The organism is Pseudomonas sp. GW822-FHT04H02 (assembly GCF_058800645.1).
The window spans coordinates 87155-110145 of sequence record NZ_JBXAMM010000001.1 but is presented as its reverse complement, the minus strand read 5'-3'; the positions used below and the strand labels follow the sequence as shown (position 1 = coordinate 110145).

The window sequence follows — 22991 nt, the reverse complement described above, 5'->3', positions numbered from 1 at the left end:
CCTCTCGTTTTATGACCAAAGGCCTTTATAAAATACGTCGCCAAGCCAAGACCAATACCGAATTCCGACCGATCAATACCCAGGGAACAGGATGCTCGATCTACGCAAGTTGCGTTATTTTCTGACGGTCGCCGAAGAGCTGCATTTTGGTCGCGCCGCCCTGCGCCTGCACCTGGCGCAACCGCCGCTGACCCGGCAGATTTCGGCCCTGGAAACCGAACTGGGGTTTCGCCTGTTCGACCGCACCAGCCGCACCGTGACCCTCACCGCCCATGGCCGGCATTTCCTGCCGTACGCCCGGGCCGTGCTGGAACAGGTGGACCTGGCCCAGGTCATGGCCGGCAAGCTGGCTGCAGGTTGCGCCGGGCAACTGGCCCTGGGCTACGCCAGTTCCATCGCCCTCTCGGACCTGTTCAGCCAGGCGATCCAGGCCTTCGCCCAGCGCTTCCCGGACGTGCAATTGACCCTGGTGGAAGGTGCTTCGGTCAGCCAGTGGTCGCAGATTGTCGACGGGCGCATCGACATCGGCATGAGCCGCATGCAACCGCCGAGCGAGCAGAGCGATATCCAGTCCCTGTCCCTGGGGGACGAACCGCTGGTGGCGGCGATCTCCAGCGACAGCCCCCTGGCCGCGCAGGCACAAGTGACTCTGGCCGAGCTTAGCGAGCATCCGCTGATCCTGTTTCCCGCCGACTACGGCTCGGGGCTCAACGAAGCCATCGAACAACTCTACCGACGCAACGGCCTGCCATTGCGCCCGGGCCCCAGCGGCCGGCAGATCACCTCGATCATCGCCCTGGTCGCCGCCGGCCAGGGCATTGCCCTGGTGCCCCGCTGCACCCAGACCCTGGCGAAAAAAGGCGTGACTTACCGCCCCCTCGCCGACCCCAGCGCCACCGCCCAGTTGCTGGTACTGACCCGCAAGCAGGGCCGCAGCCAGTTGGTGGAAGCCTTCATGGGGGTGCTCGACGAATTGCTGCAAGCCCAACCCGCAGCGGCCGGGCTCTAGTCAGAGCACGGTCAGGCCCAGCCCGGCCAGGAGCATGCCGGCCTGGCTGCGGGAAATAATCGCCCCCTTGAACAGCTTGGCATCCACCAGGCGCAGCCCATGCAGGCTGGCTTCGCGCAGGTCGGCGTCATCGAAGCGGGCATTGTTGACCCGGGCCATGGACAGGCTGCCGCCGTCGACAAACACCGCCTTGCGAAAGTCGCAGTAGGTCAGGTCGGCTTCGCTGAAATCGATGTTGTGCAACTGCGACTTGTAGAACGAGATACCCGAGAGCATGGCGCTGTTGAGCAGGCAGTCGGAAAAGCTCAGGCCCAGGGCCGACACGTCGCCGAAGTGGGCGCCGGTGAGCTTGCAGCCATCAAAGCTTGCATGGGCCACCTTGCTGCGCTGCCATTGCGTGTTGTTCAGGTCACAGCGTTCGAAACGGGCATCGGTAAGCACTGCAGAACGCAGGTTGGCCTGGCCGCCGCGGCAGCTGGTCCAGCGGGTATTGATCAGGTTGGCCGCGGTGAGATCGGCGCCGGTCAGCAGGCAGCGTTCGAACCAGGCGCCGGGCAGGCTGATGCGGGACAGGTCCTGGCCGCTCAGGTCCAGCCCTGCGCAGCGCAGCGGCAGCGGCTGCCCGGCGGCCAGCTCGGCCAGGGAGCGGTCCTGCAGCGCCTCGGCGTCGATAGTGAAGTAAGCGTCATGAGCCTGCATGCCCTCTCCCGAGACTGGATACGAAGGGCCGCATCTTCTGGGCGTCGGCCAGGGAGGTCAATCTTGATCTTTGCCGCGCGCTGTGAGCAATGCGCGCCCCCTAGCGGCACGCGACCTTGGCCAGTGCGCCGGCCTGGGCGATGGCCAGGTCATTGCCGTTGGCATCGATACCGACAAAGGTGCTGATGTAGGAATACACCTGCTGATAGGCCTTGCCGTCGTACCGGTAGAAGGTGTCGTTGTGCTCCCCGGCACTGACCCGTGCACTGGTCATCAGGTCGGGCATGCCGTTGCAGGAAGTCGCCAGTACGCCCAGGGGGCCATCCTCGACGGCGAACAGCGGCTCGGCGTGTGCCTTGCCGGCACGATAAAGCCATTGGCTTGAGTTGACCTGATTGCCGCTCATGCCACAGCTCAAGAACAGCAATTGGCCATGGGGGCCGTGGCAGGTTGTGGCAATCACCCCCTCCTGTGCGCATTGCGCATTGATCTGCTGACGGGTGTCGGCCCCCAGAACCGCCAGGGCCTGGTTCGCCGGGCTGTCCACCGGCTCGCTGGCGCACAGCCCCTTGCCCCTGGGCCAGGCCCGGCGGGCGCCGAGATACACCGGCGCCAGCGCGGCAATCACTGCATCCAGCTCGCGGCCCAGGCATTGGGTATCCGGGCAACGGCTGATGGCGCGGTTCTGCCTGTCGACCTGCCGTGCCAATTGCCACGGGGTGAACACCTGCGTGATCGAGCCGTACTGCACAAAGCGCGCCTTGAACAGTTTCTCCACCAGCGCTGCGTCGTTGCAGGTTCCCGCAGGCAAGGCCTGGCGCGCGGCGGCGGCATCGTGCAGGGCGCTGTCGTCCGCGCTGAAGCCCAGCGTCGTCACGTCCGTACAGGGCTTCAGCAACAATTGCGACGAGAGATAACCCGCCTCGACCTGCTCGCTACCCGGAATCACCCGCTTGCCCTGCGCCCACGCGGGCGAGGCCAGTAAGAGCGTGCATGCCAACAGGCTCATGGGGTATTTCATCGTCGCATTGCCATCCATTGATGTGCTCAGAGCGCTCGCGCTCTTGTTGAGTATTGCGCGGGGTTGACCAGGTGATGCGCCACAGGCCGATCAGGGATACTCGCGGCCAACAGCAGCCGTGCCGCGCTATTCAGGCCTGCCAGAGCCTTGTTAAGGTTCCGGCTCCCGCATGGCCGTGATGCAACCGGAGCATATTGCTCATCCAGCAAGCCTCGCGCAACGAAACAGATGCATTCGCCCTTTGGAGACCACTGATGCAATCGCTGCCCCTCTCGCCCCTGCTCGTTGGTGAATCACTTGAACTGCGCCCACTTGAGGCCGTGGACTTCGCGGCGCTGTATGGCGTCGCCTGCGACCCCTTGATCTGGGCTCAGCACCAAAGCTCGACCCGCTATCAGGAGCCGGTATTTCGCCAATGGTTCGACGACGCACTGGCGGCCAGGAGCACCCTGATCGTGATTGACCGCGACAGCGGTAAGGTTGCAGGCAGCTCCCGCTACTACGAGTTCAACGAGGACCAGCGTGAAGTTGCCATCGGCTACACCTTTCTGGCGCGCGAAAAATGGGGGGGCAGTGCCAACAAGGAACTCAAGTACCTGATGCTCGGGCACGCCTTTCAGTGGGTCGACACCGTCTGGTTCCATGTTGCGGGTTCGAATATCCGCTCACAGCGAGCCATGGAGAAAATCGGCGGGCAGTTGTCGCACACCGTCCTGAAGCAGGTGAATGGCGGTACTCAGGAGAATCTGTTTTTCAAGGTTGAACGAGCGGCATTCAAGGAACAGCTTTAACCCCTCTCGCGGGTGACATGACCTTACAACTCTGATAGAAAAAGTTATTATTCCTGGCCATGACAAGGGCCCGGAGTGCGCTTTATTCAGCAAAACCCGGGCAGAAGGTAGCTTGCTATCTCCCTAACAAGGACCGGAATAAAGCTTGCTTTTGTAGATTTATCGCGAACAAACACAAGTCTGATAGCAAGCTATTGATTTTCGAGTATGCACATGAAAAAAGTATTAGCAATAACCTGCCACCAAGTAACAAATCCATTAATACACACAGTCAACTATTTCTCATCATTTGATGACAACACTATATTAATCCATGTCGACAAAAAATCCGCAATTCACGACTTTGAATTCCTGAAAAAGGAAAATGTAATATTAATTGAAGATAGAGTTGATGTGAAATGGGGAGGGGTTTCCCAAATAGAAGCCACCTTGAACCTGATGAAATTCTCAAGAAAATATCAATATGATTACTTCTTCCTACTGTCCGGCGACGACATCCCCATACAAACAAACAGCCAATTCAACGAATTTCTAACAAAAAATGCAGGCTACAACCTCATACACTACCAAGATGAAAGAGGAGCCTACATCGACCCTCACCAGCGGGTAAAATATAAGTACACCGATGTTTTTTTCAGTCGAAGCAGAGATATAAAATCCAGAGCCTTGAGGGTACTCCATCGTCTGACAAGAGAATATCTCTTTAAAAACAAGAGCTATTTTTCAAACCTCTACAAAACCCCAACCATGTATAAAGGTACAAATTGGTTTGGCCTGACAGAATATACCACTGGCTATATCCTGGATTTCATCTCTTCTCACGACTGGTATTTTTCGATGTTCGAAAAGTCAATTTGTGCAGATGAAATCTTTTTTCATACTATCATAAAGTCAAGCGATGACAATTTGATCTACAACAACAAAGAATTAAGAAGCAATGCCATGAGGTACATTGACTGGATTAGCGGACCAGAGTACCCAAGAGTACTAACGAACGAAGACTTCGACAAGATCACAAATAGCAATATGCTCCTAGCTAGAAAGATACATAAAGATGCCAGCAAGGAGTTCATGATGTCATTCATTAACAAATGATTTTAAAAAATGAGCATGGGGCCTGAGAGAAAATCAGAATTAACTGCTACGAGGTGATTGGTATCGCACAAACTACCTTAGCCGAAAACAGCCTGACAATGCATGGCGGACGAACCTGTTCACTGAAATGCAACTGTAAAGACAGATTCGGGTTAATTCGTTAGAGCATGCTCAGTCACAAATTCCTCGCCAAAGATCGTAACCCGACAGGCAAAGGTCGGACAGTTCGTCCGCAACAAAGTCACAACAGAGCTTGATTTCATTATAAAAAACTTCTGACATAAAAGGCCTCGTTGATGTGAGGCCTTGAATCGCCCCGGGTTTTGTAGACACCTCTTTGCCTTGGAATGCGGCCAATCAGGAAGTGCCATGAGCCACCCGCGGTATACGGAAGAATTCAAAATCCAAGCGGTCAATCAAGTGACTGAAAAGAAGCTGCCTGTCGCTGATGTAGCGGCTTGTCTCGGTCTGTCGACACATAGCCTCTATGCCTGGATAAGGCGCTACAACAAACCTCAAGAAGAACAGCAGCAGGATGACGAGCAGCACGCTGAACTGCGTTGCCTGCGGTCGGAACTCCAGCGGGCGACTGAAGAGCGAAATATCGCCGACGATGCGGCTTGACCTATTTCACATAGCCAGCAGCGTCCTGCATGCAGACCCGATGCACACGGGATGGAAGCCGCGCTGAGCCACCGACCGCGCCGCCCCAATAAATGCCCGAGTCGAGAAAGTGGCCCATGGCCCGTTCTTTCGGCAGGTTTGGCCGCATCGGGCTATCAGCCCCGTCGACAGTAGGTTCGAATGGGTCGATGCCTTCGAATGGTTCAAGGTGAGCGCCGCCGTTGGCAACGCCAGGAATCATGGCGCGGATCTGATCGAACCCATGACCAAGCCCGCAGGGGGCGATGTGGTGAACAATGGCTGATCATTGACAGGCTGATACAGTCGCGATCAGAAGCCGCTCATACCCGATCCTCTACCGGCGCTCTGTCAGCAGCGCCCGCACCGTCACTTCCAAGCTGTCCGACTTGCGCAGACTGGCCGCGCCCCAGGGCGGTACCGCCACTTCTGGAGATCGGCACGGCACCTGCACAGGCACCTCGACTCGCACGATGCGGGTCTCGTGCTCAACCTTCTTGCAACCAAATTCCGTTAGCTGCCTTATGCTACGATGCGTCGGGCCAGCAACGGAGAGTCACCATGAAACTTAGGCGACTTATACGAGAAGATTGGGCCTGGATCCAAGACTGGTTCAAAGACCCCCAACTCAATCAAGAGCTGGGACCTCTCGACCAAGAATGGCTAGACGCCGTAATGAATGAAGACAACGGCATTCAACTTGTAGCGATTGAGGATAACCAACCGGTGGCGCTTATAGGGTGCGCCTGGCATCCCGCACCTCATGAACTGCATGGCATAACAGACATCGCGGTGTCTCCTGCTTACAAGAAGCAAGGGCTCGGTCGTAACGCTTTATACGAGACCATCAAATGGTCTGGGCATCCACCTTGTAGCGGATGGGTAGCTTTCGTCTCACCTCAGAATGCTGAGGCAGAAGCATTCTTCTCCTCAGTTGGCTGGAAGTACACAGGCCTTGATGATGAAATGCATCGATTTGAATTACGCAACGAACTTTAGCGACAACCGGAGGCACTCGATCTCTTCTACCGGTACACCGGCGGCTTGAGCGTTGTGGTTGGTGCGCAGATACGTTTATGCCGACGTCTCGAAGCACAGTTATCGCTCCGTAAGCACCGGCAGGTCGGGCCTGAAACGCATACAACTGATCCTTCGACGCTTGCTTGGCTTGCTGAACAGTGATGGCATTCGAGGAGCACCCCGCCAACAGCGCCACCGCAACCGCCCCTACCAGAATTCGCATGTCGATCCCTCGATTTGGTTTGCAAGGAATCCACCATTGCGGAACTTCAGCACCAAAATTCCGCCGAGGCGAGGTGACGGTTTGGTACAACTGATGTTGAGCGCGTAACGCCGCCGGCAATCACCGCAGCAATTCCGAATCAACCACTACGCCTTTCGCTTTAACTACGATACCGCTTCCGGCTAAGCACCAAACGTCGTTTAAGAAAGACAAAAAGAAAGGCACCCGAAGGTGCCCTCTCTGTGCCGTTTACGGCTGGAATCGTGTGCCGCAGGCGTGGCACATCCAAGTGCGGCGCCACTCTTCCAATTTGTCGTACTGCGCGACGTTGAATTTCCAGTGGCGAACGAATCCAATCACACCGACGGTGATAAATATCGCGCCAATGAAAAACCTCGTCCAATCCACGCCCCAGAACGTGTTCATAAGCTTGAGGCCGTCGTACAAGATGATGGCGCCAACCCCCGTAAGGATGACGGGGCCAAGCAAGCGCTTACCTGGAGGTGGGCCGACGCTTGCCGCCAAATGGGTCTGGTGCCGACCTGTAGTTTCAACGGTCACGCTTGGTCCGAATCCGGACTGGGATTGCGCTTGGTGGGTTGTTTGTATATGAGAGGTGCCAGCAGCATGGATGACGGAAAGAAGCTGGACATTTTGGCCTTGGCAGTGCGGACAGCAGATGGCGTTGTTGCTCACCACGTAATCATTCCTTTGAAGGGCGGGAAAGCTTCATTCTAAGGCAAGGTTAAGGTTCTTCGCACCTGGCGAGCAGCCTTATTTGAGCAGATCGGCTCCTGTTGTTTGTACACACTTATGCCGCCAGCAGCTCACCGTAACTTCCCGCCAATAACCACCATAGATGTCCCGCTTGTTGTCTCGACTGTAGAGGTGATGCAGGATCGTCCCCGGCGCCGGGAAGTGTTCGGGCTCGGTCTTCAGGACGCCGTCGGCCAGGTATACCCCGGCCTGGTTCGGCACCTTCGACCGGATCTGCATCAGCACCATGTCGCCATGCTGAAGGGCGCTGACTTGAACGAACCCGGCCGCCGGCAGGTTCCCCAGGTAGAGGTTCCGACCCTTCTCCCACCACCCGTCCTCCCGCTCGCACTGGCCCAGGTCGATGCCCATTTCGCGGCAGTAGAAGTCGAGGATGAGGCTCAAGCAGTCATGCACGCCATGGGCGAACTTGCGGCCGATCAGCGGGCCTGGTAGCCGTCCGGCGTGAAGCTCACAAACTTACCTGCACGTACCTGTTCGTCATCGCCCTTGCGGACCTCAAGGATGTGCCAGGGAAGCCCGGAGGCCTCACAGGACACGCGATCTGCCTCACTGGGTGCTGCTGGGTAGTCTGGATGGCTATGCACGACCGCCAGCACCTGGCCGCGATCCTCGGCGGCGGCGAAGTCCTCGGGCGCCAGGCGGAAATGCTCGCTGGGCGTCGAGGCCGGGTTGCGGCAAGGCACATAGACCTCTTTTCGCCCTTCGCGAATCACCAGGCCGCAGCACTCACGCGGGTACTCAGCCAGCGCATGCCGCTCAATGGCGGCGCGGGTGGACTTGTTCATGGTCAGCTCCGAAGCAGGCCAGCGGCCGGGAATGAGCCGTAAGGCAGAGGGTTGTTCTCGCCGAAGCGCAGTTTGCAACTGCTTAAACGCCCGCCGCATTTGTCCTTGGAAGCGTCGGTGACGATGATGTCGTTCTCATCGGCCACAGGGCCGCCGTTGATCAGTACTCGCAGCAGTTCATAGACCTGGCAAGGAAAGCCGGCCCATGCCGAGATCTGCGGATCAGGGCAAAGGCCGTGCTGACAGATGCCGAGGGCAAGCCAGTGATCAACTCCAAGACCAAGGCGCCGATGATTGGCTGGGCTGACAGGCGTCCATCAATCGCGAAAGTCGCATAACTCACCAGCAAGGCAAGCCTGCCAGTAGCGACCACATCCAGGACAGAAGCTCAAACAGGGCCTCTGCCAGTACTTGAACCAGGATCTCTTCAATCAGTCGTTTCATGTCTTGCACCTTTAGTTGAGGTGCCACTGATTCTGATGTCACGACAGACTGGTTTGTACATCGAGGACTTGTCGTTTTGCCTCCTACAACTTTCCAGCTTGACATCGCTTCTGGTCGTGACGGCCGGATAGGACTCCCCATGCCTACAGAAAACCAAAGCCAGCGGTACACCTTCGAAGGCGCTCCCGGCTATTACGCCTATGCCGCCTACTTCGACCGCGTCACCGCCGAGCGCGACACCCTGCAAGAGCGCCTGAACGCGGCTGACCAGAAGGACGACGATCAGGCTTTCCAGCTCAAGGACCGCGAAGGTTCGCGCCGCGAACACTTCGAACGGGCCGAGCCATGGCCACGCTCGACCGGGTGCGCAATGGGCGCCAGCGCTTTGGCGATCGCTTCATCATGCCCTACTACGGCAAAGGTTCCGGCACCACTGGCCGCGACATCAGCCGACCAATCGGCACCATCACCACCTTGGATCGCTGGGCCCTTCTCGGCAGTGCGCGCATGCGGATGCTCAGCGCAAACAAGGCCTTGGCCGCAATGTCATTCCCGGCAGCCAGCACCATCAACCAAATCGAGAAGAAGCAACGCAAGCGGCACACCGTCGAAGGTCTGAAAGCCATCCGGGAGAAGTCGCCGCTCTGGCTACAGAACGCGACCGACCTTGCTCTGATCACCGCACAACGCCGGACGGACATCTTGAGCATGCGATTCGATGGTGTTCAGGAAGGGTATTTGTATGTGGTGCAACAGAAGACGGCCAAGGCCAGCGACGCGGCATGGATCCGGTTCAAGGTGACCGAAGAACTACAGGCCGTGATCAGTCGGTTCCGGGATGACATCGTCTCGCCTTACTTGATCCTCCGCCGGCCTGAACGCAAGAAGCAGAAACAGGCACAGACGAAGGACCACTGGACGCAAGTCGAAGAGCGATATTTGTCGCGAGCCTTCAAAGAAGCCCGGGAAGCGGCGGGTTGCTACAAGGGATGGAAAGAGGAGGAAATACCGGGCTTCCACGAAGTGCGGGCGCTGTCGCTGCACCTGTATCAGAAAGCCGGAAAGGATGGTCAGAAGATCACCGGGCACTCCAGCGAGACGATGACCCAAAACTACCAGGAAGACCACGCCGAAATTGTTTGGTCAGAAGCAATTCCAAACCTAAATATCAGCGAAATTACCGAATAGTTTTGCGCGATTATTGCGCGGGTTTTGCGCAGGCACAAAAAAGCCGATCTAGATGATCGGCTTAAGTGTCTGATTTCCATCAGAAAATATGGTCGGGACGGAGTGATTCGAACACTCGACCCCTAGCACCCCATGCTGGCAGAAGCCATAAAAATCTTTAAACATCAGCACATTACGTAGGCGCCCACTGCAATCGATGCCTAACGATGTTCAACATGGTTTCACCTATCCCCGCAAAAGTCCCTACAGGCTTTCGCCCAGAAAGTCCCTCGCCTCCGGCGTTCTGCCGACCCAGCTGCACCCCCTCCCCCTACAGTTCGTCGGCGCAAATCGCGCCCCGTTCAAGCCTCAATTACTGTACGCACATACAGCATTGAACTCGAGGTAGTACCGTGCACACCGAATACACCGACACAGCCGACGACTGGCTGGGCATCCCCACGCCCCTGGAAACCTGCAGGCAACACATCCTGCTGCTTGAGAACGAGGTCGCCGAGCTGAACCTGCAGCTGCGCGCAGCCCGGGAAAACATCTACAAGCTTGTTCGCCTGCATGCAGCTGCTGTGCACGACAGAGACGAAGCCGTGGTGAGAGTTCGCAGCAAGGCAGCCGAAGCAACGCAATAGAGTTATCGAGCTTGAGGCATCGTGCGAGTTCCTGCGGCGCACAAACGAGGATCTGCGTCGGCAGATAACGCCATCGCCCCGTCTCAGATGAACCTCATCCTGTCACGGTTACCTGACCGTAAGCCTGCGACGTTGTGAGAACAACGTTTGCGCCCGCAGTGTTGAGGATCACACCAGCATTACCTGAGCCGTTGACCTTGATTCGGAAGGAATTCGCCGAGTTGTTGAATATTTGAATTCCGCGGGCATAGTTGGTTTCCGTGATGTTTTCCATAACTAGCACCGTTCCCACTGGCCAGCCACCGACTGAGACGTTCAAGACCCATTCCCAGTGGAAGGTGATGGCCTTCCTGCCCATGTTGTGCTGGATATCCATTTCCGCCCCTGCGGCGAGCACTAATTGGCTGCTGGTCCATCGCCGGGTAACGACTTGGTTTCCCTCGACCGTGCCGAGGCGAGACGCAAGTGAGGCATATGCGGTTGCAAGAGACGAGGCCTCTGCGGAGCCGAGTGGAGTGATCTGACCATAAAGCCGAGTCATCCATGCGCCGGTTGCGTAGGTCTGGTAAGGCCCGGTACCTGCTGCCAATTGCTGCTGGAGTATCTGCCCGCCTGCACCTGCGAGAGACCCTCGAACAAACATTCCGCCATAGCTCCCTGCCATCGCACCGTTCAGGTCCCGCATTCGGAACTTTCCAGGGGATGAGTTAGCGACGAAGCAGGCTCGTTTCGCGATAGTCGACTGCCATTCGGCCTCGGTGACCGTTGGCAAGAGGGCTGCGTCCAGGGCCGCAACAAAGTCCGGATAGACCGCCCTGTCTAACTCCTGCCCGTCATCCAATGCGAACCCCTTAAACGGCTGAGGTCGGTGGCCCCAGGCGCTCATACCGAGCTGCAACCCCGCGTCCGCTGCAGACTGGGCCGATCCGGCCGCAGCACTCGCGGATCCAGCAGCAGCAATCTTCGAAGCGTTCGCGCTTGAGGCTGATTCGCTGGCACTGCTCGCCGCCGCCTCTGCGTTGTCAGCTGAGGCCTTCGCCGCCGCTGCTGACTCCAGAGCCAGGGCCGGCTGCTGTTCCAGCGTCTCCAGGCTCAGGTTAGAGGCCGTGGGCTGGCCCTTTTCATCGAAAGCCAGGATCCTGTCCGCCCGGGTTGCCGAACTGGGCAACTGCAGATTGATATCGAGTGGATCGGTAGGCGGAATGGTCAGCACTCGGCCCTGGCTATCGATCGTCTGCTGAACCAGCATGATCAGGCGGTCGAATGCATCCTCGTGGATCTCGGCGAAAAACTCGCCCTGGTTCCTGAACGAGGTCAGCTGTGTGGCGATCATCACCCGGGCCACCACCAGGGTGCCGTTCGGCAGCGGTGCACCAGTTGTATCAATGGCGCCGCCATCCTCAGCCCCTGCACCCTGCACCGTGTAGTCGCTGTTCAGCTTCAACAGCTCAATGTTCCCCATAAGATCCTGCCAGAAGACCTTTAAATCGGAGTTCTGGAAGAACCGAAAACGGAAAGGAAAGTGGGTGGTAATACCGTTCGGAAAGAACTGTGCGCTGCTGCCAGTGGTTGAAACCGTCATAGTGGGTCACCTTCTGCTATCAATAAAAAGCCCCGCACATGGCGGGGCCCTGAAATCCAGGCGAAAAAAAACCCGCCGGAGCGGGTTCTAAGTTCTTTGTCTCAGGAACTGTGCGTCCTGAGGTACTCCAGTGCATCGGCAAAACGCTCAGCTTTTTCCAGGCTTCGGGTTTTGATAATCCGCAACTCCCCACCATCAGCGCCACGAATGACAACGGCATATTGGCCGGACTTCATCCGGCGCTGGTAAACGTTGATCACCGCCATTGAGTTGAAGTACAGGCGCTGGCCAACCTCTCGGGTTGATACGCTGGAAGAACCAACAGCAATAGCTCCAGTGCCAACTGGGGCCGCACTGCCAAAGCTGGCGCCCCGGGAAATAAGCCCTTCGGACAGAGCAATAAACTGATCAGTTACTACCACTGATTGCGGCCGGGTCTTGCTGAAGTCCTCATAGAAAACCTGCTCCACAATGCTGACCGCCTGCTGCCGATCCATCCCTGGCGCTGGTTTTGGCGTGTAGTCAAGTTGCTTGTGCCCGCATCCAGTCAGCGCCAAAGCCATCAACAAGCCTATCCATATCCTTTTCACGCTACCCCTCCTGAAATCCATATGTGTTAACGGCTGGTAGATTACCGCGCTATGCCGAGCGGATCGACATAGCTCTGCGACGGCCGCACCAGGAATTCCTGGCCGTTCTCTTTCTGGATTCGCTGTTCGGTCCTGCGCAATGACCCAGGATTCAGGGCTTCTTGGACCGAGTAGAGAAACAGGTGGTCCATCGCTATGCGGCCGTAGAAAAGGTTCAGGAATGGCGTGTTGTTCTGGGCCAGGCGCAGCACAGAGGATGCGGCGTCGTCGCCTTCGCGTACCCTGTTCCATAGGTTGATTAGCTCAAACGCTGTACCGAACGACGGACCAGCCGCCGTTTCTGCAGCGGAGTTTCCAAACCGGTTTGCCGCACCGAACATGAAATCCCCGTAGATACCGAAGCCCCCACCCTGGACCATTGCAGCGATCCAAGTTTTAGGGTCGTCCGCCGGCCGCGGCTCCCGCCCTTTGAACACGTCTTTCGATGCCATCGACAGATAGCCAAATGCTGTGGACCAGAGCAGCAGCTGCGCGATGCCGGCCATTTCACCGTTACCCTTGCCGAGCAACCCCTTGAGCGCTACCCCCGCAAGATCTCTGCCGCCGCGAAAGCTCTGCCCCAGTGGGGTCGGGGCATACCCCCGGCCATAGAGCTCCCGGCCGAGGGTCTTCTGCATGAAGGCTGCGGGAAAGCTCTTGAACTGCAGCAGGAACCGATTGAGGTCGCCCATCATCGTCCCCGGCTGGGTGCCCTGGTTCATAATCGAGCGCGTTCTTGCGTCGGGCTCCAGCACCGCATAGCTGACCCGGTCGTTCACATATGCCCGCAGGCTTCGGTCCAGGCCTTCGCGGGTTTCGCGGATAGCTGAATCCGAAACCTTACGTCCCTGGGCGGCCAGGTACTCGCCAATTCGCTCCGCGGGAATGTCGCCGATGCCGTCGGCGGTCAGGTAGTTCCGCCCGTCGGCCATGCGGCTATCCATCCCCCGCAGCAAATCCCACTTTCCTGCATCTATGTCGTAGAGGCTCAGCGTTCGGCGCAGGCTCTCGTCCATTGAGCCCCAGGCCCGGCCTTTGTTCTGGGCCAGGTGGTGGGCCATCATCAGCCCGGCGCTGGCCTTGTTGGCATCAGTCCACCAGGAAAGCCCGTTGAGTTTGAAGAACAAGCCCATGCCGCGGCTCATCCTTCCCCCCATCGAATCATCGGCCGAGAAGCGCCGCATGATCTCGCCCCGCATCGAGTCAGCATAAACACCGAAGCTCGACAGGATTTCGCGCTGTTCCAGGCTGCCGCGCCCCTTGGCCAAGCCGCCGACCATTTCAGCCAACGACCCGAGGAAGCTCTTGCCCTGGTAGCGCATTTCACTGGCCGCCACCGGCAAGTCGCTGAAACTGGACAGAAGCGCACCGCCGAGCTTTGACATTGACTGCCAGGCCCGGACGTTGGCGGCTATGCGGGCTTGCGTCGCATTACCCGGAATTCGGGTTTGGCCGCTGACCTCCTTGAACCGATTGGCGATCATGGTATTGCGTGCGGTGTTGAAATTGGTGAGTGCTTTGGGATCGCCTGACTTGCGGATATCGCTTTTAAGGATATCCATGGCCATGTTCAGGTTGGCCTCCGGGTTGGTGCCCAGGCGGCGCATCAGCGCGGTGTTCTGCCCGGACAGGTCCAGGCCCCGCAGGACTGCCTCGCGCAAGTTGCCGGTGCCATAGAGCTGGTTGTACTCATGCCACGCCACCCCGTCCTTGAAGTGCAGCACCCGCTCCTGGCTCATTTTCTTGGCGATGTTGGCCGGTCCCTTGAACCCGTTGGGCTTGGCGTCGGGATTGAATTTCAGGTGATCCCCAGAAACCAGGCCATCAAACACCCCGCGCAGGAACTTGCCCTCGTCGCTAACACCGTCGAAGGTGCGCGGATCGAGGCGCGGCCGGATCTCTTCCACCCATTTGTTGAAGCCAGCCGCGCCGATCTTCTCGCTGTCGTGGCTCTGCCGTGCGATATAGCCCGGCATCCTGCCAATGCTCGCGCCCGCCCGGTTCGCATCGATGCGCGCCGCCTCCTGGTAGCGCTGGATGATCCGTGCGATATCGACGACCTGGTCATTGAGCTTTGAGGTGTCCAGATCATTGCCGATGCGCCAGAGCGCGTCGGCGATATCGACGTCAGCACTACCCTTTGCCAGCACCGCGGTCAGGTCTGCACGCTCCAGGTCATGGATCAGCCCGCCAATATAGGCATCCCCCAGCGACTTCTGCTCAGCTGCAACCGACAGCCGGGCACCCTGGCGGGACAGGTTGGTACCCACCAGCAGCGACTCAATACCCAGGTCCGGCCGGTCAGCGAAGTTGTTCCGCACAAAAGAAACGATCTCGCTACGGCGTCGAAAGTTGATCAGCGCATTGCGCCGCTCAATGAGGGCCGCCTGCTGGGCCTGCCTGCCAAGCTCGTCGGCGGCGCGCAGAGTGGCCTGTTCCATGCCCAGGGCGCCCTCCCGGGCCATGATCTCCTTGGCCCGCCCCCGCAGAACCTCAAAGATTTCACCAATTTCCTGGTCCTCAAGTTTGCCGGCAGCAGCGCGCACCGCATCTATACAGGGGTTCATAGTCCGTTCCTTATGTCGCACATCGCAGCAGCGCGGTATGCCTGGGAGTATTGTTCGGCGCGCTCGGCCTGGGCCTGGGCAGCCGCGTTTTCCTCACGACTCGCGGCAATCACCGCAGCGCGATCTTGCTCGGGCAGTTGCTCGAGCATTTCCCGCACCAGCGCTTCGTCTTCTTCGAACGCCTGGCGGGCTGAATCCAGATCATCCTGGCCAGCGGCCTTGCCCTGCTGATCAACCCGCATGCTTTCTGCCCGGCCCTCTGGATCCAGACGCCTGGGCGCCGGGCGTTTCACGTACTCCAGGGCCGAAGCTGCCTTGCTTGGCACCTCCAGATCGAACAGGGCCTGCACGTCGATATCCCTGCCACTCACAGCCTGGGCCACCGCAGTGCGCAGAGCACTGTCGCGCACCGTCCAATCGGCATCCTCTGCCGTTTCCCGAGCGGTGCGCACAGCAGCGCCGAGCGGCCGCTGCTGATACCCCGCCATGATTTGCTTGGCCCGGGCTTCAATCTGCGGCCGCAGCCGGTCGGGTATCTCGCCGCGGTCCAGCAGCCCGAGGTCCCGCCGGTCGAACTCGCCGGCACGGTTGCGCTCCAGCGCTGTATTGATCTCGGCCTGGCGGGCGCGGATCTGCTCACGCTCCAGGGCAATTGAGTCACGGGCCTGGCGTTCGGCCTGCTTGCGGCTCACCCTCGGGCCCTGAAACTCCTTTGCCCGGTCCCGAAAGGTTGCGTCTAAGGCCATGTCCCGCTGGGTCAGGCCCAGGCCCTCAAGCCTCAAATCAGCGACGTTGCCCACGCGCTCGCCTGCCAGCGTCGGGCGGATCTCGTCGATAGCTTGCCGCTGAGCTGCGCGGGCGAGCGTTGTCTGGTCCGCCTCCAACTGCCTGGCCATCGAGCTGCGCAGCGCTGTCTCTGGGTCCTGGTCGAATAGCTTCTGGAAATCAGCAGCCCGCAGCGACTGGCCCGATGGCAGGCCCTGGCCCGCCTGGCGCTCTCCCGAGTTCAGCACTGTCTCAACGGCCGGGGGTTCGCTGGCAATGCGTCGGCGCAGAGCATCGGAGACAGCGCCGCCAACGGAATGCAGGCCGCCGCCGAGAATCCCACCCAGTGCAATGTTGGCCAAGGAGTCGGAAAGGCCATACTCCGTTTGGTCCAGGCTGGCGGCCATCAGGGGCAGGGGCTCAATGATTGCAGCCCCCACAGCCCCCTCAACCGCACCAACACCCGCCCGCACGCCTGCCCGGGCAAGCGGCGTTGCAGCTCGCCCTAGCATTGCCGCATATCGTGCTTCGCCGACCACTGGCACAAACGCCGAAGCGATGTTGAGCGGATCGAGAATGGATGCGGCCAGGCCAGCAGCAAGCTGCGTCCCCAACGAGCCACCACCAGCCCGGGCCAGGACCTGCTGGCGGGCCGCCTGCTCGCGGTGACGGTCGATCAGGATATCCAGAGCGCCCTGCCGAATGCCCTGGTCAGGAATCTTGATATCGAGCCCCGCCGAGGTGACCCGAGCTCTTGCTTGGTCTGCATCGACCAGCGGGGAATCAGGCTCAAGCCGGCCGGCATCAGGGGCAAAGTAGGACTCTGGCCCCATGACCATGGCCCGACCTTCCACCTGCTGGGTCAGCTCTTCGCTTCGATAAAGCGAGGTAGTGGGGTTGGTTGCCAGGTTCCCGCCAAACGCGGCATCGAACACTTCCCCTGCACCCGCTGGTATATCCAGCATCGTGCGCCGGTCGAGTACCGGCGCGTCTCCTGCATAAATAGTCATGGCATCAGCCCCATCGGTGCGACGCGGTATTTATCAGGCTCTTGCAACCCTTGTTGCTGGAGCTCGGCCCAGGTCCTGACGATTGGTTTGCCGTCCTTGTCGCGTACTCGATACCCGTTCAGGGTCAGTGCCAGACCACTTTCGTCGTTGGTAGGAACCCACTGGCCTGAGTTTTTCAGGGCGGTATGGAGCTGTGCGGCATTGTCCTGGTCAGTGACCCCAGGGACGCCTGGCAGAAGTATCAGGTCGTCGGGCTTTATCTGCCCGAGTGTCTTGATAGCTCCCCGACTGACTGCCTGGGTGTCGAATGACTTCGGCACCCGGTACGTGCCGAAGAAATCATATTTGTTGTTGACGATCCCGGCAGCGACCTTTTTGGCAGCGGCATCAGGGCTCATGCCCTGAAGAACGTATGACGCCGCGGTACGATTTGCCGCCCGAGAAATGACATCAAACGTGTTGATCCCACCACTCTGCCCAACTAGCGACGCAGCAAAGGGCTGCATCTCACTCTGCAGCGCTTGTGCGATAGCGTCCTGCTCTCCTTTTTTTAGACTCCCAAAAAGAATCTTGTCGTCCTTGATGATCGCTACAGACGCCATGCGTTCGGCAAGATCCTTTGGCAAGTCAGTCGCTATTACCTGTGCCTCGCCTGGTAAATCCTTGCCAATCTGTTGCAGTAAGGTCGGAAAGCTATTACCCCAAAGAGCCTGCTGCTGCTCAATCATCACTGCTGCGCTCTCACCGCCATTGAGCTGATTATTGAAGTTGGCAACCAATTGTTCGGCAGCAGCTGTTGGCAACAGCTTCGGCTGAGCCACGCCGAGCCTCTGCTGCTCGGCCACCGTAGCCTGGACATAGGCTTTGTAAGCCTCGGGCGTACCCTGCTCCTGGGCGGCCTGGAACGACCGCTGCACCGCCGGGCTGTACTTGGCGACATAGGCAGCCGGATCCGTTTGCTGTTGCTTCATCAGCCCCACCGCCACGCTGGTCAGGTGTTGGTAGAGCTGGTTGTCCTGCTTGAAGCCCTCACCTGCAACCCCGGACTGCGCAGGTTGGAACTTGCTCAGGGTCTGCTGACGTTCTTCTGGGGTAGCGGTTGCAAACTCTCGAATAGCAGGCGCCAAGGCCTGAACCTTCGCGAACGACTCATACTCTTTTGCCCCATGCTCCTTTCCATAGGCGGCGTTGAAGTCAGCCCGAGACGGTGGGTCTGCAAAGTCCAGCCCCTGGGAATAGGCGGCCGAGGCGTCCTGCACCCGCGACGACAGCTCAACCCGGGCAATGGCCTGCAATTGCCTTGCCTCGATCTGGCGCTGGCGGGTCTCGGCCTCAAGACGGCGAAACCCCTGATCGATGCCATTGCTGGCACGGATCTGGTCCTCGGCGGTCATCGTGTCCTTGTAGGCCTCAAACAACCCTTTTGCCTTCTGCGGCGAGTCGATCAGCATTCGCTGAATCACCGCGGTGGACATGCCGCTGTTCACCTTCAAGCGCTCGGCCTGTGCGGCCTCCGGCGACAACCCGAGACGCTCGGCCCTGCTGGCCAGCACCGCGTCAGTCTTTGCCCTGTAGGCCTGGACCTTGGCCGGGTCCTGGTAATCCAGCGCAGCGCCCTGCATCGATGTTTCGAGCTGCCCCTGCTCGACCTGCCCGAAATAGCTCTGGCGCTCGTTGTACTCGTACCGGTTCAGGTCGTTGGAAATGGAGTTGCGCCGACTGGCCACGATCTGCGCATACCGCGCACGCTGCTGATCAGTAGTCAGGCTCTTGGCGACCTCCTGCTGGGCTTGTTCGAACTGTTCCAGCGTCTGGTTGGTGATGTTCAGGGCGTTCTGTCCCTTGCGGGTATAGACGCCCTGCTCTCCGAACATGGCCTGTTGCTGCCACTTGGTCAGCTGGTTGTCGGCGTCCATCACCGCCGCGGTGTCGACACGCTCCCGCTCCCTGTTGACCATGATCTGCGCGCCGCGCTGAAAGCTCTGCACACCTTGAGCAATCGGCGAGTAGGTATCAGGCGTAACACCCTGCAGGTGAATTGCCCGGCCAGGCTGCTGCTCGACCTGGGCCGTGTCATAAGTTGGAACCCGTGGCATATCTCCCCCTTAAACCAGCGCCTGGTTGTAGTTCAGGCGGCCAGTGCCTCCCGCTTGTGCAACCCTCGTCCCCGCACCAGCGCCGCCGGCACCTCCGAAACCACCGCCGCCGGCAAACGACCCAAACGCACTGCCGAGCCCGCCCAGGATTGAGCCCATGGCTGCCGACTTGGCGTTTTTCTTGATCTGCTTGGCGTTCTGCAGATCCTGCTCTGCCTGGACGCGATAGCCGTATGCCTCGCGGGCTGCGTTGTTCTGGATGGTCAGGGCATCCAGCTCGCCGATCATCGCGGTGTCATCCTGCAGCTGGGCTGCGCTGCCGCTGTTCACGTCGATTCCGTTGCCCGCCTGGGCAGTTCGCTGGGTGCCCACGGCCTGCCCTGTCCGGACACGCTGCCAGTCGGCGCTGGTATCGCCGGCGAAAATGGTTTCATCAGCTGCCCGCCGTTTGAATGCGGCGTTCTGCCCGAGCAAGTCGGACTGATAGGCGCCACTTTCCTGGGCACCTTTCGCTTGCATCAGGCCGCCAACCAGGGCCATGCCGATTGGAATTGCTGCCATCCAGCACATAGTTATTCCCCACGACTCAATGTGAATTTATGGAACTTGAACCGCCGCGCGCCGTAAGGGGCGGCCGGTGAAAAGTGGAAGCCGAGCCACCGCAGCCACCGGATCGCGGCTGTATTGCGGGCGTCGACGTAGTTCAGAAGGTGGCGATGGCGAGTCAGCATTCCCTGCACCTCGGGCTTGCAGACCTTGAGGAAGGCCCGGGCGTGCTGCTCGACATGCACGGTGCTGATCAGCCAGGGAACCCCGACCGAGCCCAGAACGCTGTAGACCGTGTCCCCGAAGACCGCCACGACCTTGCCGCCGGCGACGATCTTCCGGGCGTTCAGGCTGCCGGTGATGGCGTCATAGAGCGCTCGCTCCATGGGCACTCCCAGGGCCTCGCTGATCTCGTCGATATCGGCCTGGCGGACGAAGGGCAGGATCTCGTCGATATCGGCCACGGACACGGGCAACACTTCAGCTTCCGCCATAGGTCACCTCTGGAATCACTGCCAACACGGTGAGCGGCAGCGGGTCGGCCTGACGGATGAAGATCCGGCCCTTGCCGCTCCAGTCGTTGCCGATCGTCACCGCCGCCTGGCCGGTCAGCAACTCAATGGGCAGCTCATAGTTATCGCGGCTCGGCTTGTACTCGTAGAGGTGTTTTTTATCAGCTCCCGCGAAAATACCCCGCGAGGCCTCGACCAGGATCGTCAACGAGGTGACGGCGATTTTCTTATCAAGCAAGGTTTCCCGAGCATCCCGGCTCTCGATATCGAGCGTTTCCATGTCCGACAGGTACGGCAGGCCCGCATGCACGATGCCGGCCGCTGACTGGAGCGTGATGCTCCCACCGCTGACCACGGCCTGGGGCTGGACGTTTCCGTCTGCCAGGACAGACACTTTCTTGCCTTCCAGGTGGTCCAGTCCGGAAAGGACTTTGACCTGCCGGGCCCAGGTGCTGGTGGAGAACCCCCGCAGTTCCTCGGGGCAGACGATCAGCAGCTTGGCGGTCACCACCGTGGGGCTGACGTATGCCACAACCTCAACACGCACAATGCTGGTGACGGGGTCGCTGTCGTATTCCTCGATCACCCTGGTGAGCGAATAGCGATTGCCCACGCTACTGGTGGAAAAAGGGGCATGCCCCGCGGCCGTGAGTGTCACCGCCTCGGGAGACTTCCAGGAAACCCCGCCCGTCAACGTCATGGACTTGGCGCTGTCCTTGTTGCGCCCGTCGTAGGTCAGGCCCGAATCGACAAAGAACGCCTCTTCGACGGCCTCGACCTGACGGCTGGCCATACGCTCAATGTACCGCCGCTGTACCCCGTTGATAGTTCTGCGGACCACCATATAAAGGGCATCCTCCTGCCCTTCCGGGATGCAAGCGATGGACTCGACGAACCCGTCAGTGTCGTGCCAATGCCAGCCCACCAGCTGCTGCTCGGGGAGATACGTCAAGCCCAGCAGCTTCCCGTCATCACGGACATACCAGACGATGGAGTCGGGGATTTTCTGATACGCCACATTCGTTAGCTCGCGCCCCCTGAACAGGTGAGCGCTGAAAATGGTCAGATCTGTTGCCTTGAACCCGTCGGCGTCGAGCGAGTAACCAAACGACGACACGCGATTGCCGCGGGCCTGCAGGTACACGGCGCTGTTGCCCACCACCACTGGCGGAACAATCGATGAGCCGTCGTAACCTTCCTGGTCGGCACGAATGGTTTTCGCACTCAGGCCAGAATCCGCCCCGGTAAAATTCCACTCCCCACCAGACGTCAGGCCCAGCAGCCGTTTCAGCCCCAGCAGGTGCCGCATGCGGTTCACCTCCTTGCTGGCAATGGTGAAGGTGATCGCGTCGTCATCCTTGTTCGGCGTGGAAAAACCGAAGTTCTTGAATAGACCGGTCTTACTCATCCAGACGGTTTGCGGCTTGTTGTCGCTGCCGGCGAAAACCAGGCGCTGCTGGTAGTAGCCGACGGCGCCAGGATAGTTACCGGTGCCGACGAAGGGGTCATTGCCGTTCGGTGGGGTGTCGGTTTTCGTGGCCGTGACATTTCGGTCGGTGAAGGTCAGCGCCGTGGCCCGGCCGATGAAGCCATAGATGCCGGCGCCGGCGTTGTCCTTGTAGACGATGTAATAGCTGGCCCCCGCCACCGCTGGCCAGACGACCGTCGCGGCCATCGTGTCCGCGAAAACGTTGATCGCGTTGGAGGTCACTGGCAACGACTCATCGATGGTGTTGCCATCGTCGAGAACCGCGGTGATCTGGTAGCGCCAGGACTGTTGGACCCCGGAGCCGCCCAGGCTGGTAGCGGTCGCGGATGCCGGCGCTACGATCCGCGGCGCCAAGCTAAGCTCGGCAGTGGTCCAGTTGTCGTGGGCAAGGCGACTGAGCTCACGCGGCTTATAGCCAGGGTGCGCGAACGTCATCACGTCGGCCGACTGCGTGAAGTTCAACGGGCCCAGGTCGGCCTGGGTATAAGGCACAGCCAGCTCAAACGGTTGCCCAGCATTCGGGCCGGAGCTGTACAGCACCTGCCCGCCATCCTTGATCACCCGCATGTTCAGGTCGCCGAACTCCAGAATGTACGTTTGCACATCGTTGAACTGGAACGGGATGATTCGGCACTTCTTCGTCGAGTCCTTCACCTCGCAGACAAAGCGCGTGCCAGGGCGGTTACGGACGCCACCGTAAGGCATCACCATGAAATTCCTGCACAACTTCAGGCCGGTGAAATAACGCGCTATGTCCGTTCGCGCGCTGGCCGACGGTGAAAGCTCGCCGGCGGCAAAGGTTGGCTGCAGAACAGAAGTCATGAGCGCACCGCCACAAACTCCGACTCAGGCTCGGGGCCGTCCTGCGACTCGCGGAATGCTGCTCCCTCGGCCACCGTCAGCGCCTTCTGATACTCCTGCTCACAGAAGGCCCTGTACTCAGGCTTTGAACTGGCCGGTAGTGCAAGATCCATCGCCAGGCGCCACGTTAGAGCATCGACAAACAGCGGGTCGAATTGCGTAGGGTCCTCGACCTTGAAGGTGTATCGCACCGATGCGTCGGCCTGGTCGGTATGGATTACTCGCCCACCAGCGTCATAGCCGATTTGAAAAGGGATCTCTGCATCACTGGTTGGAGCGTTGCGCCAGGACGGGCTGACGATCCCTCGAACCAACAGGCAGTTGGCTGGGTAGCGATACCGAAAGCGCCAGCCCGGCGCCGGGCTCCCAACATCAGCCAGCGCCACATGAGCCCCAGCAAAGGGCCAGGGGAAGTCCTGCAGCACCTGCTCCCGCAACGGCGCGTAAAAGGTACGGCAGAGCTCGGCAAACTTGCTGCGCTCTGTCAGCGAGGCAATGGGCTGGGTTTGGGCGACCCTCGCCAGTGCCATGTTGCAGATCTCAACGTCGCTTGGCATTTGGGAACCTCAGAAAAAGAAAAGGGCCCCGAAGGGCCCTTGAAGGTTGTTGCT

At 59.4% G+C, this 22991-nt stretch carries 18 protein-coding genes and 6 pseudogenes; 9 read left to right on the top strand and 15 right to left on the bottom strand.

The features are described 5' to 3' along the window. Window positions 1–91: 91 nt before the first annotated feature. Complete coding sequence (locus AC1RMG_RS00695; protein ID WP_493167967.1) at window positions 92–1009, top strand: LysR family transcriptional regulator; 918 nt, start codon at window positions 92–94, stop codon at window positions 1007–1009. On the opposite strand, the gene AC1RMG_RS00690 is transcribed toward AC1RMG_RS00695, so the two are convergent. Next, complete coding sequence (locus AC1RMG_RS00690; protein ID WP_072444810.1) at window positions 1010–1708, bottom strand: pentapeptide repeat-containing protein; 699 nt, start codon at window positions 1706–1708, stop codon at window positions 1010–1012. 100 nt (window positions 1709–1808) lie between these two features. After that, window positions 1809–2717 (bottom strand): hypothetical protein, encoded by a 909-nt coding sequence (locus AC1RMG_RS00685; RefSeq protein ID WP_401334001.1) that lies wholly within the window; start codon window positions 2715–2717, stop codon window positions 1809–1811. A gap of 266 nt (window positions 2718–2983) precedes the next feature. Between AC1RMG_RS00685 and AC1RMG_RS00680 the strand changes: the two genes are divergently transcribed. From AC1RMG_RS00680 to AC1RMG_RS00665, 4 genes and pseudogenes are all read left to right on the top strand, one after another. Then, window positions 2984–3520 (top strand): GNAT family N-acetyltransferase, encoded by a 537-nt coding sequence (locus tag AC1RMG_RS00680; protein ID WP_125062888.1) that lies wholly within the window; start codon window positions 2984–2986, stop codon window positions 3518–3520. A 213-nt stretch (window positions 3521–3733) separates the two neighbouring features. Continuing rightward, window positions 3734–4615 (top strand): beta-1,6-N-acetylglucosaminyltransferase, encoded by an 882-nt coding sequence (locus AC1RMG_RS00675; protein WP_236204116.1) that lies wholly within the window; start codon window positions 3734–3736, stop codon window positions 4613–4615. A gap of 369 nt (window positions 4616–4984) precedes the next feature. Then, a pseudogene (locus AC1RMG_RS00670) lies at window positions 4985–5221 on the top strand (transposase); the annotation flags it as partial. Next, window positions 5151–5429: pseudogene (locus AC1RMG_RS00665) on the top strand (SOS response-associated peptidase family protein); the annotation flags it as partial. The pseudogenes AC1RMG_RS00670 and AC1RMG_RS00665, both read left to right, overlap by 71 nt. A gap of 165 nt (window positions 5430–5594) precedes the next feature. On the opposite strand, the gene AC1RMG_RS00660 reads toward AC1RMG_RS00665, so the two are convergent. After that, window positions 5595–5783, bottom strand: coding sequence for a hypothetical protein (locus AC1RMG_RS00660; protein ID WP_493168751.1), 189 nt, complete (start codon window positions 5781–5783; stop codon window positions 5595–5597). Between the two features lie 35 nt (window positions 5784–5818). On the opposite strand from AC1RMG_RS00660, the gene AC1RMG_RS00655 reads away from it, so the two are divergent. After that, on the top strand, window positions 5819–6256 hold the full coding sequence (locus AC1RMG_RS00655; RefSeq protein WP_152686081.1) for a GNAT family N-acetyltransferase: 438 nt from the start codon (window positions 5819–5821) through the stop codon (window positions 6254–6256). 493 nt (window positions 6257–6749) lie between these two features. Here the strand turns inward: AC1RMG_RS00655 and AC1RMG_RS00650 are convergent, their stop codons facing one another. The 3 genes and pseudogenes from AC1RMG_RS00650 to AC1RMG_RS00640 form a co-directional block, all read right to left on the bottom strand. Beyond that, window positions 6750–7196 (bottom strand): hypothetical protein, encoded by a 447-nt coding sequence (locus AC1RMG_RS00650; RefSeq protein ID WP_125062885.1) that lies wholly within the window; start codon window positions 7194–7196, stop codon window positions 6750–6752. 78 nt (window positions 7197–7274) lie between these two features. Beyond that, a pseudogene (locus AC1RMG_RS00645) lies at window positions 7275–8065 on the bottom strand (C40 family peptidase). 2 nt (window positions 8066–8067) lie between these two features. Beyond that, window positions 8068–8223 (bottom strand): annotated as a pseudogene (locus AC1RMG_RS00640) (phage minor tail protein L); the annotation flags it as partial. 616 nt (window positions 8224–8839) lie between these two features. On the opposite strand from AC1RMG_RS00640, the pseudogene AC1RMG_RS00635 reads away from it, so the two are divergent. From AC1RMG_RS00635 to AC1RMG_RS00625, 3 genes and pseudogenes are all read left to right on the top strand, one after another. Further along, a pseudogene (locus AC1RMG_RS00635) lies at window positions 8840–9067 on the top strand (DNA cytosine methyltransferase); the annotation flags it as partial. Further along, a pseudogene (locus tag AC1RMG_RS00630) lies at window positions 9062–9697 on the top strand (tyrosine-type recombinase/integrase); the annotation flags it as partial. The pseudogenes AC1RMG_RS00635 and AC1RMG_RS00630, both read left to right, overlap by 6 nt. Before the next feature lie 392 nt (window positions 9698–10089). Next, a complete protein-coding gene (locus tag AC1RMG_RS00625; RefSeq protein WP_493167963.1) occupies window positions 10090–10323 on the top strand; it encodes a hypothetical protein in 234 nt (77 codons plus the stop codon). A gap of 94 nt (window positions 10324–10417) precedes the next feature. Here AC1RMG_RS00625 and AC1RMG_RS00620 read toward each other — a convergent pair whose 3' ends face one another. The 9 genes from AC1RMG_RS00620 to AC1RMG_RS00580 form a co-directional block, all read right to left on the bottom strand. Beyond that, window positions 10418–11905, bottom strand: coding sequence for a hypothetical protein (locus AC1RMG_RS00620; RefSeq protein WP_493167960.1), 1488 nt, complete (start codon window positions 11903–11905; stop codon window positions 10418–10420). A gap of 101 nt (window positions 11906–12006) precedes the next feature. Then, window positions 12007–12495 (bottom strand): hypothetical protein, encoded by a 489-nt coding sequence (locus AC1RMG_RS00615; protein ID WP_493167958.1) that lies wholly within the window; start codon window positions 12493–12495, stop codon window positions 12007–12009. Between the two features lie 41 nt (window positions 12496–12536). After that, entirely contained in the window at window positions 12537–15101 is a 2565-nt protein-coding gene (locus AC1RMG_RS00610) for a hypothetical protein (protein ID WP_493167956.1), read from the bottom strand. After that, complete coding sequence (locus AC1RMG_RS00605; protein WP_493167954.1) at window positions 15098–16876, bottom strand: hypothetical protein; 1779 nt, start codon at window positions 16874–16876, stop codon at window positions 15098–15100. The genes AC1RMG_RS00610 and AC1RMG_RS00605 overlap by 4 nt, the downstream gene beginning before the upstream one ends. Beyond that, window positions 16873–18972, bottom strand: a complete 2100-nt coding sequence (locus AC1RMG_RS00600; RefSeq protein ID WP_493167952.1) for a hypothetical protein — start codon at window positions 18970–18972, stop codon at window positions 16873–16875. The genes AC1RMG_RS00605 and AC1RMG_RS00600 overlap by 4 nt, the downstream gene beginning before the upstream one ends. Before the next feature lie 9 nt (window positions 18973–18981). Further along, a complete protein-coding gene (locus tag AC1RMG_RS00595; protein WP_493167950.1) occupies window positions 18982–19542 on the bottom strand; it encodes a virion core protein, T7 gp14 family in 561 nt (186 codons plus the stop codon). A 2-nt stretch (window positions 19543–19544) separates the two neighbouring features. Next, window positions 19545–20012, bottom strand: coding sequence for a hypothetical protein (locus AC1RMG_RS00590; RefSeq protein WP_493167948.1), 468 nt, complete (start codon window positions 20010–20012; stop codon window positions 19545–19547). Further along, window positions 19999–22341: a phage tail protein gene (locus AC1RMG_RS00585; RefSeq protein WP_493167946.1), complete on the bottom strand. Its 2343-nt coding sequence runs from the start codon at window positions 22339–22341 to the stop codon at window positions 19999–20001. Before AC1RMG_RS00585 ends, AC1RMG_RS00590 begins: the two co-directional genes overlap by 14 nt. Beyond that, the gene (locus AC1RMG_RS00580) at window positions 22338–22937 is read right to left on the bottom strand and encodes a phage connector family protein (protein ID WP_493167944.1); all 600 of its coding nucleotides are present in this window, start codon (window positions 22935–22937) and stop codon (window positions 22338–22340) included. Before AC1RMG_RS00580 ends, AC1RMG_RS00585 begins: the two co-directional genes overlap by 4 nt. Window positions 22938–22991: the final 54 nt, after the last annotated feature.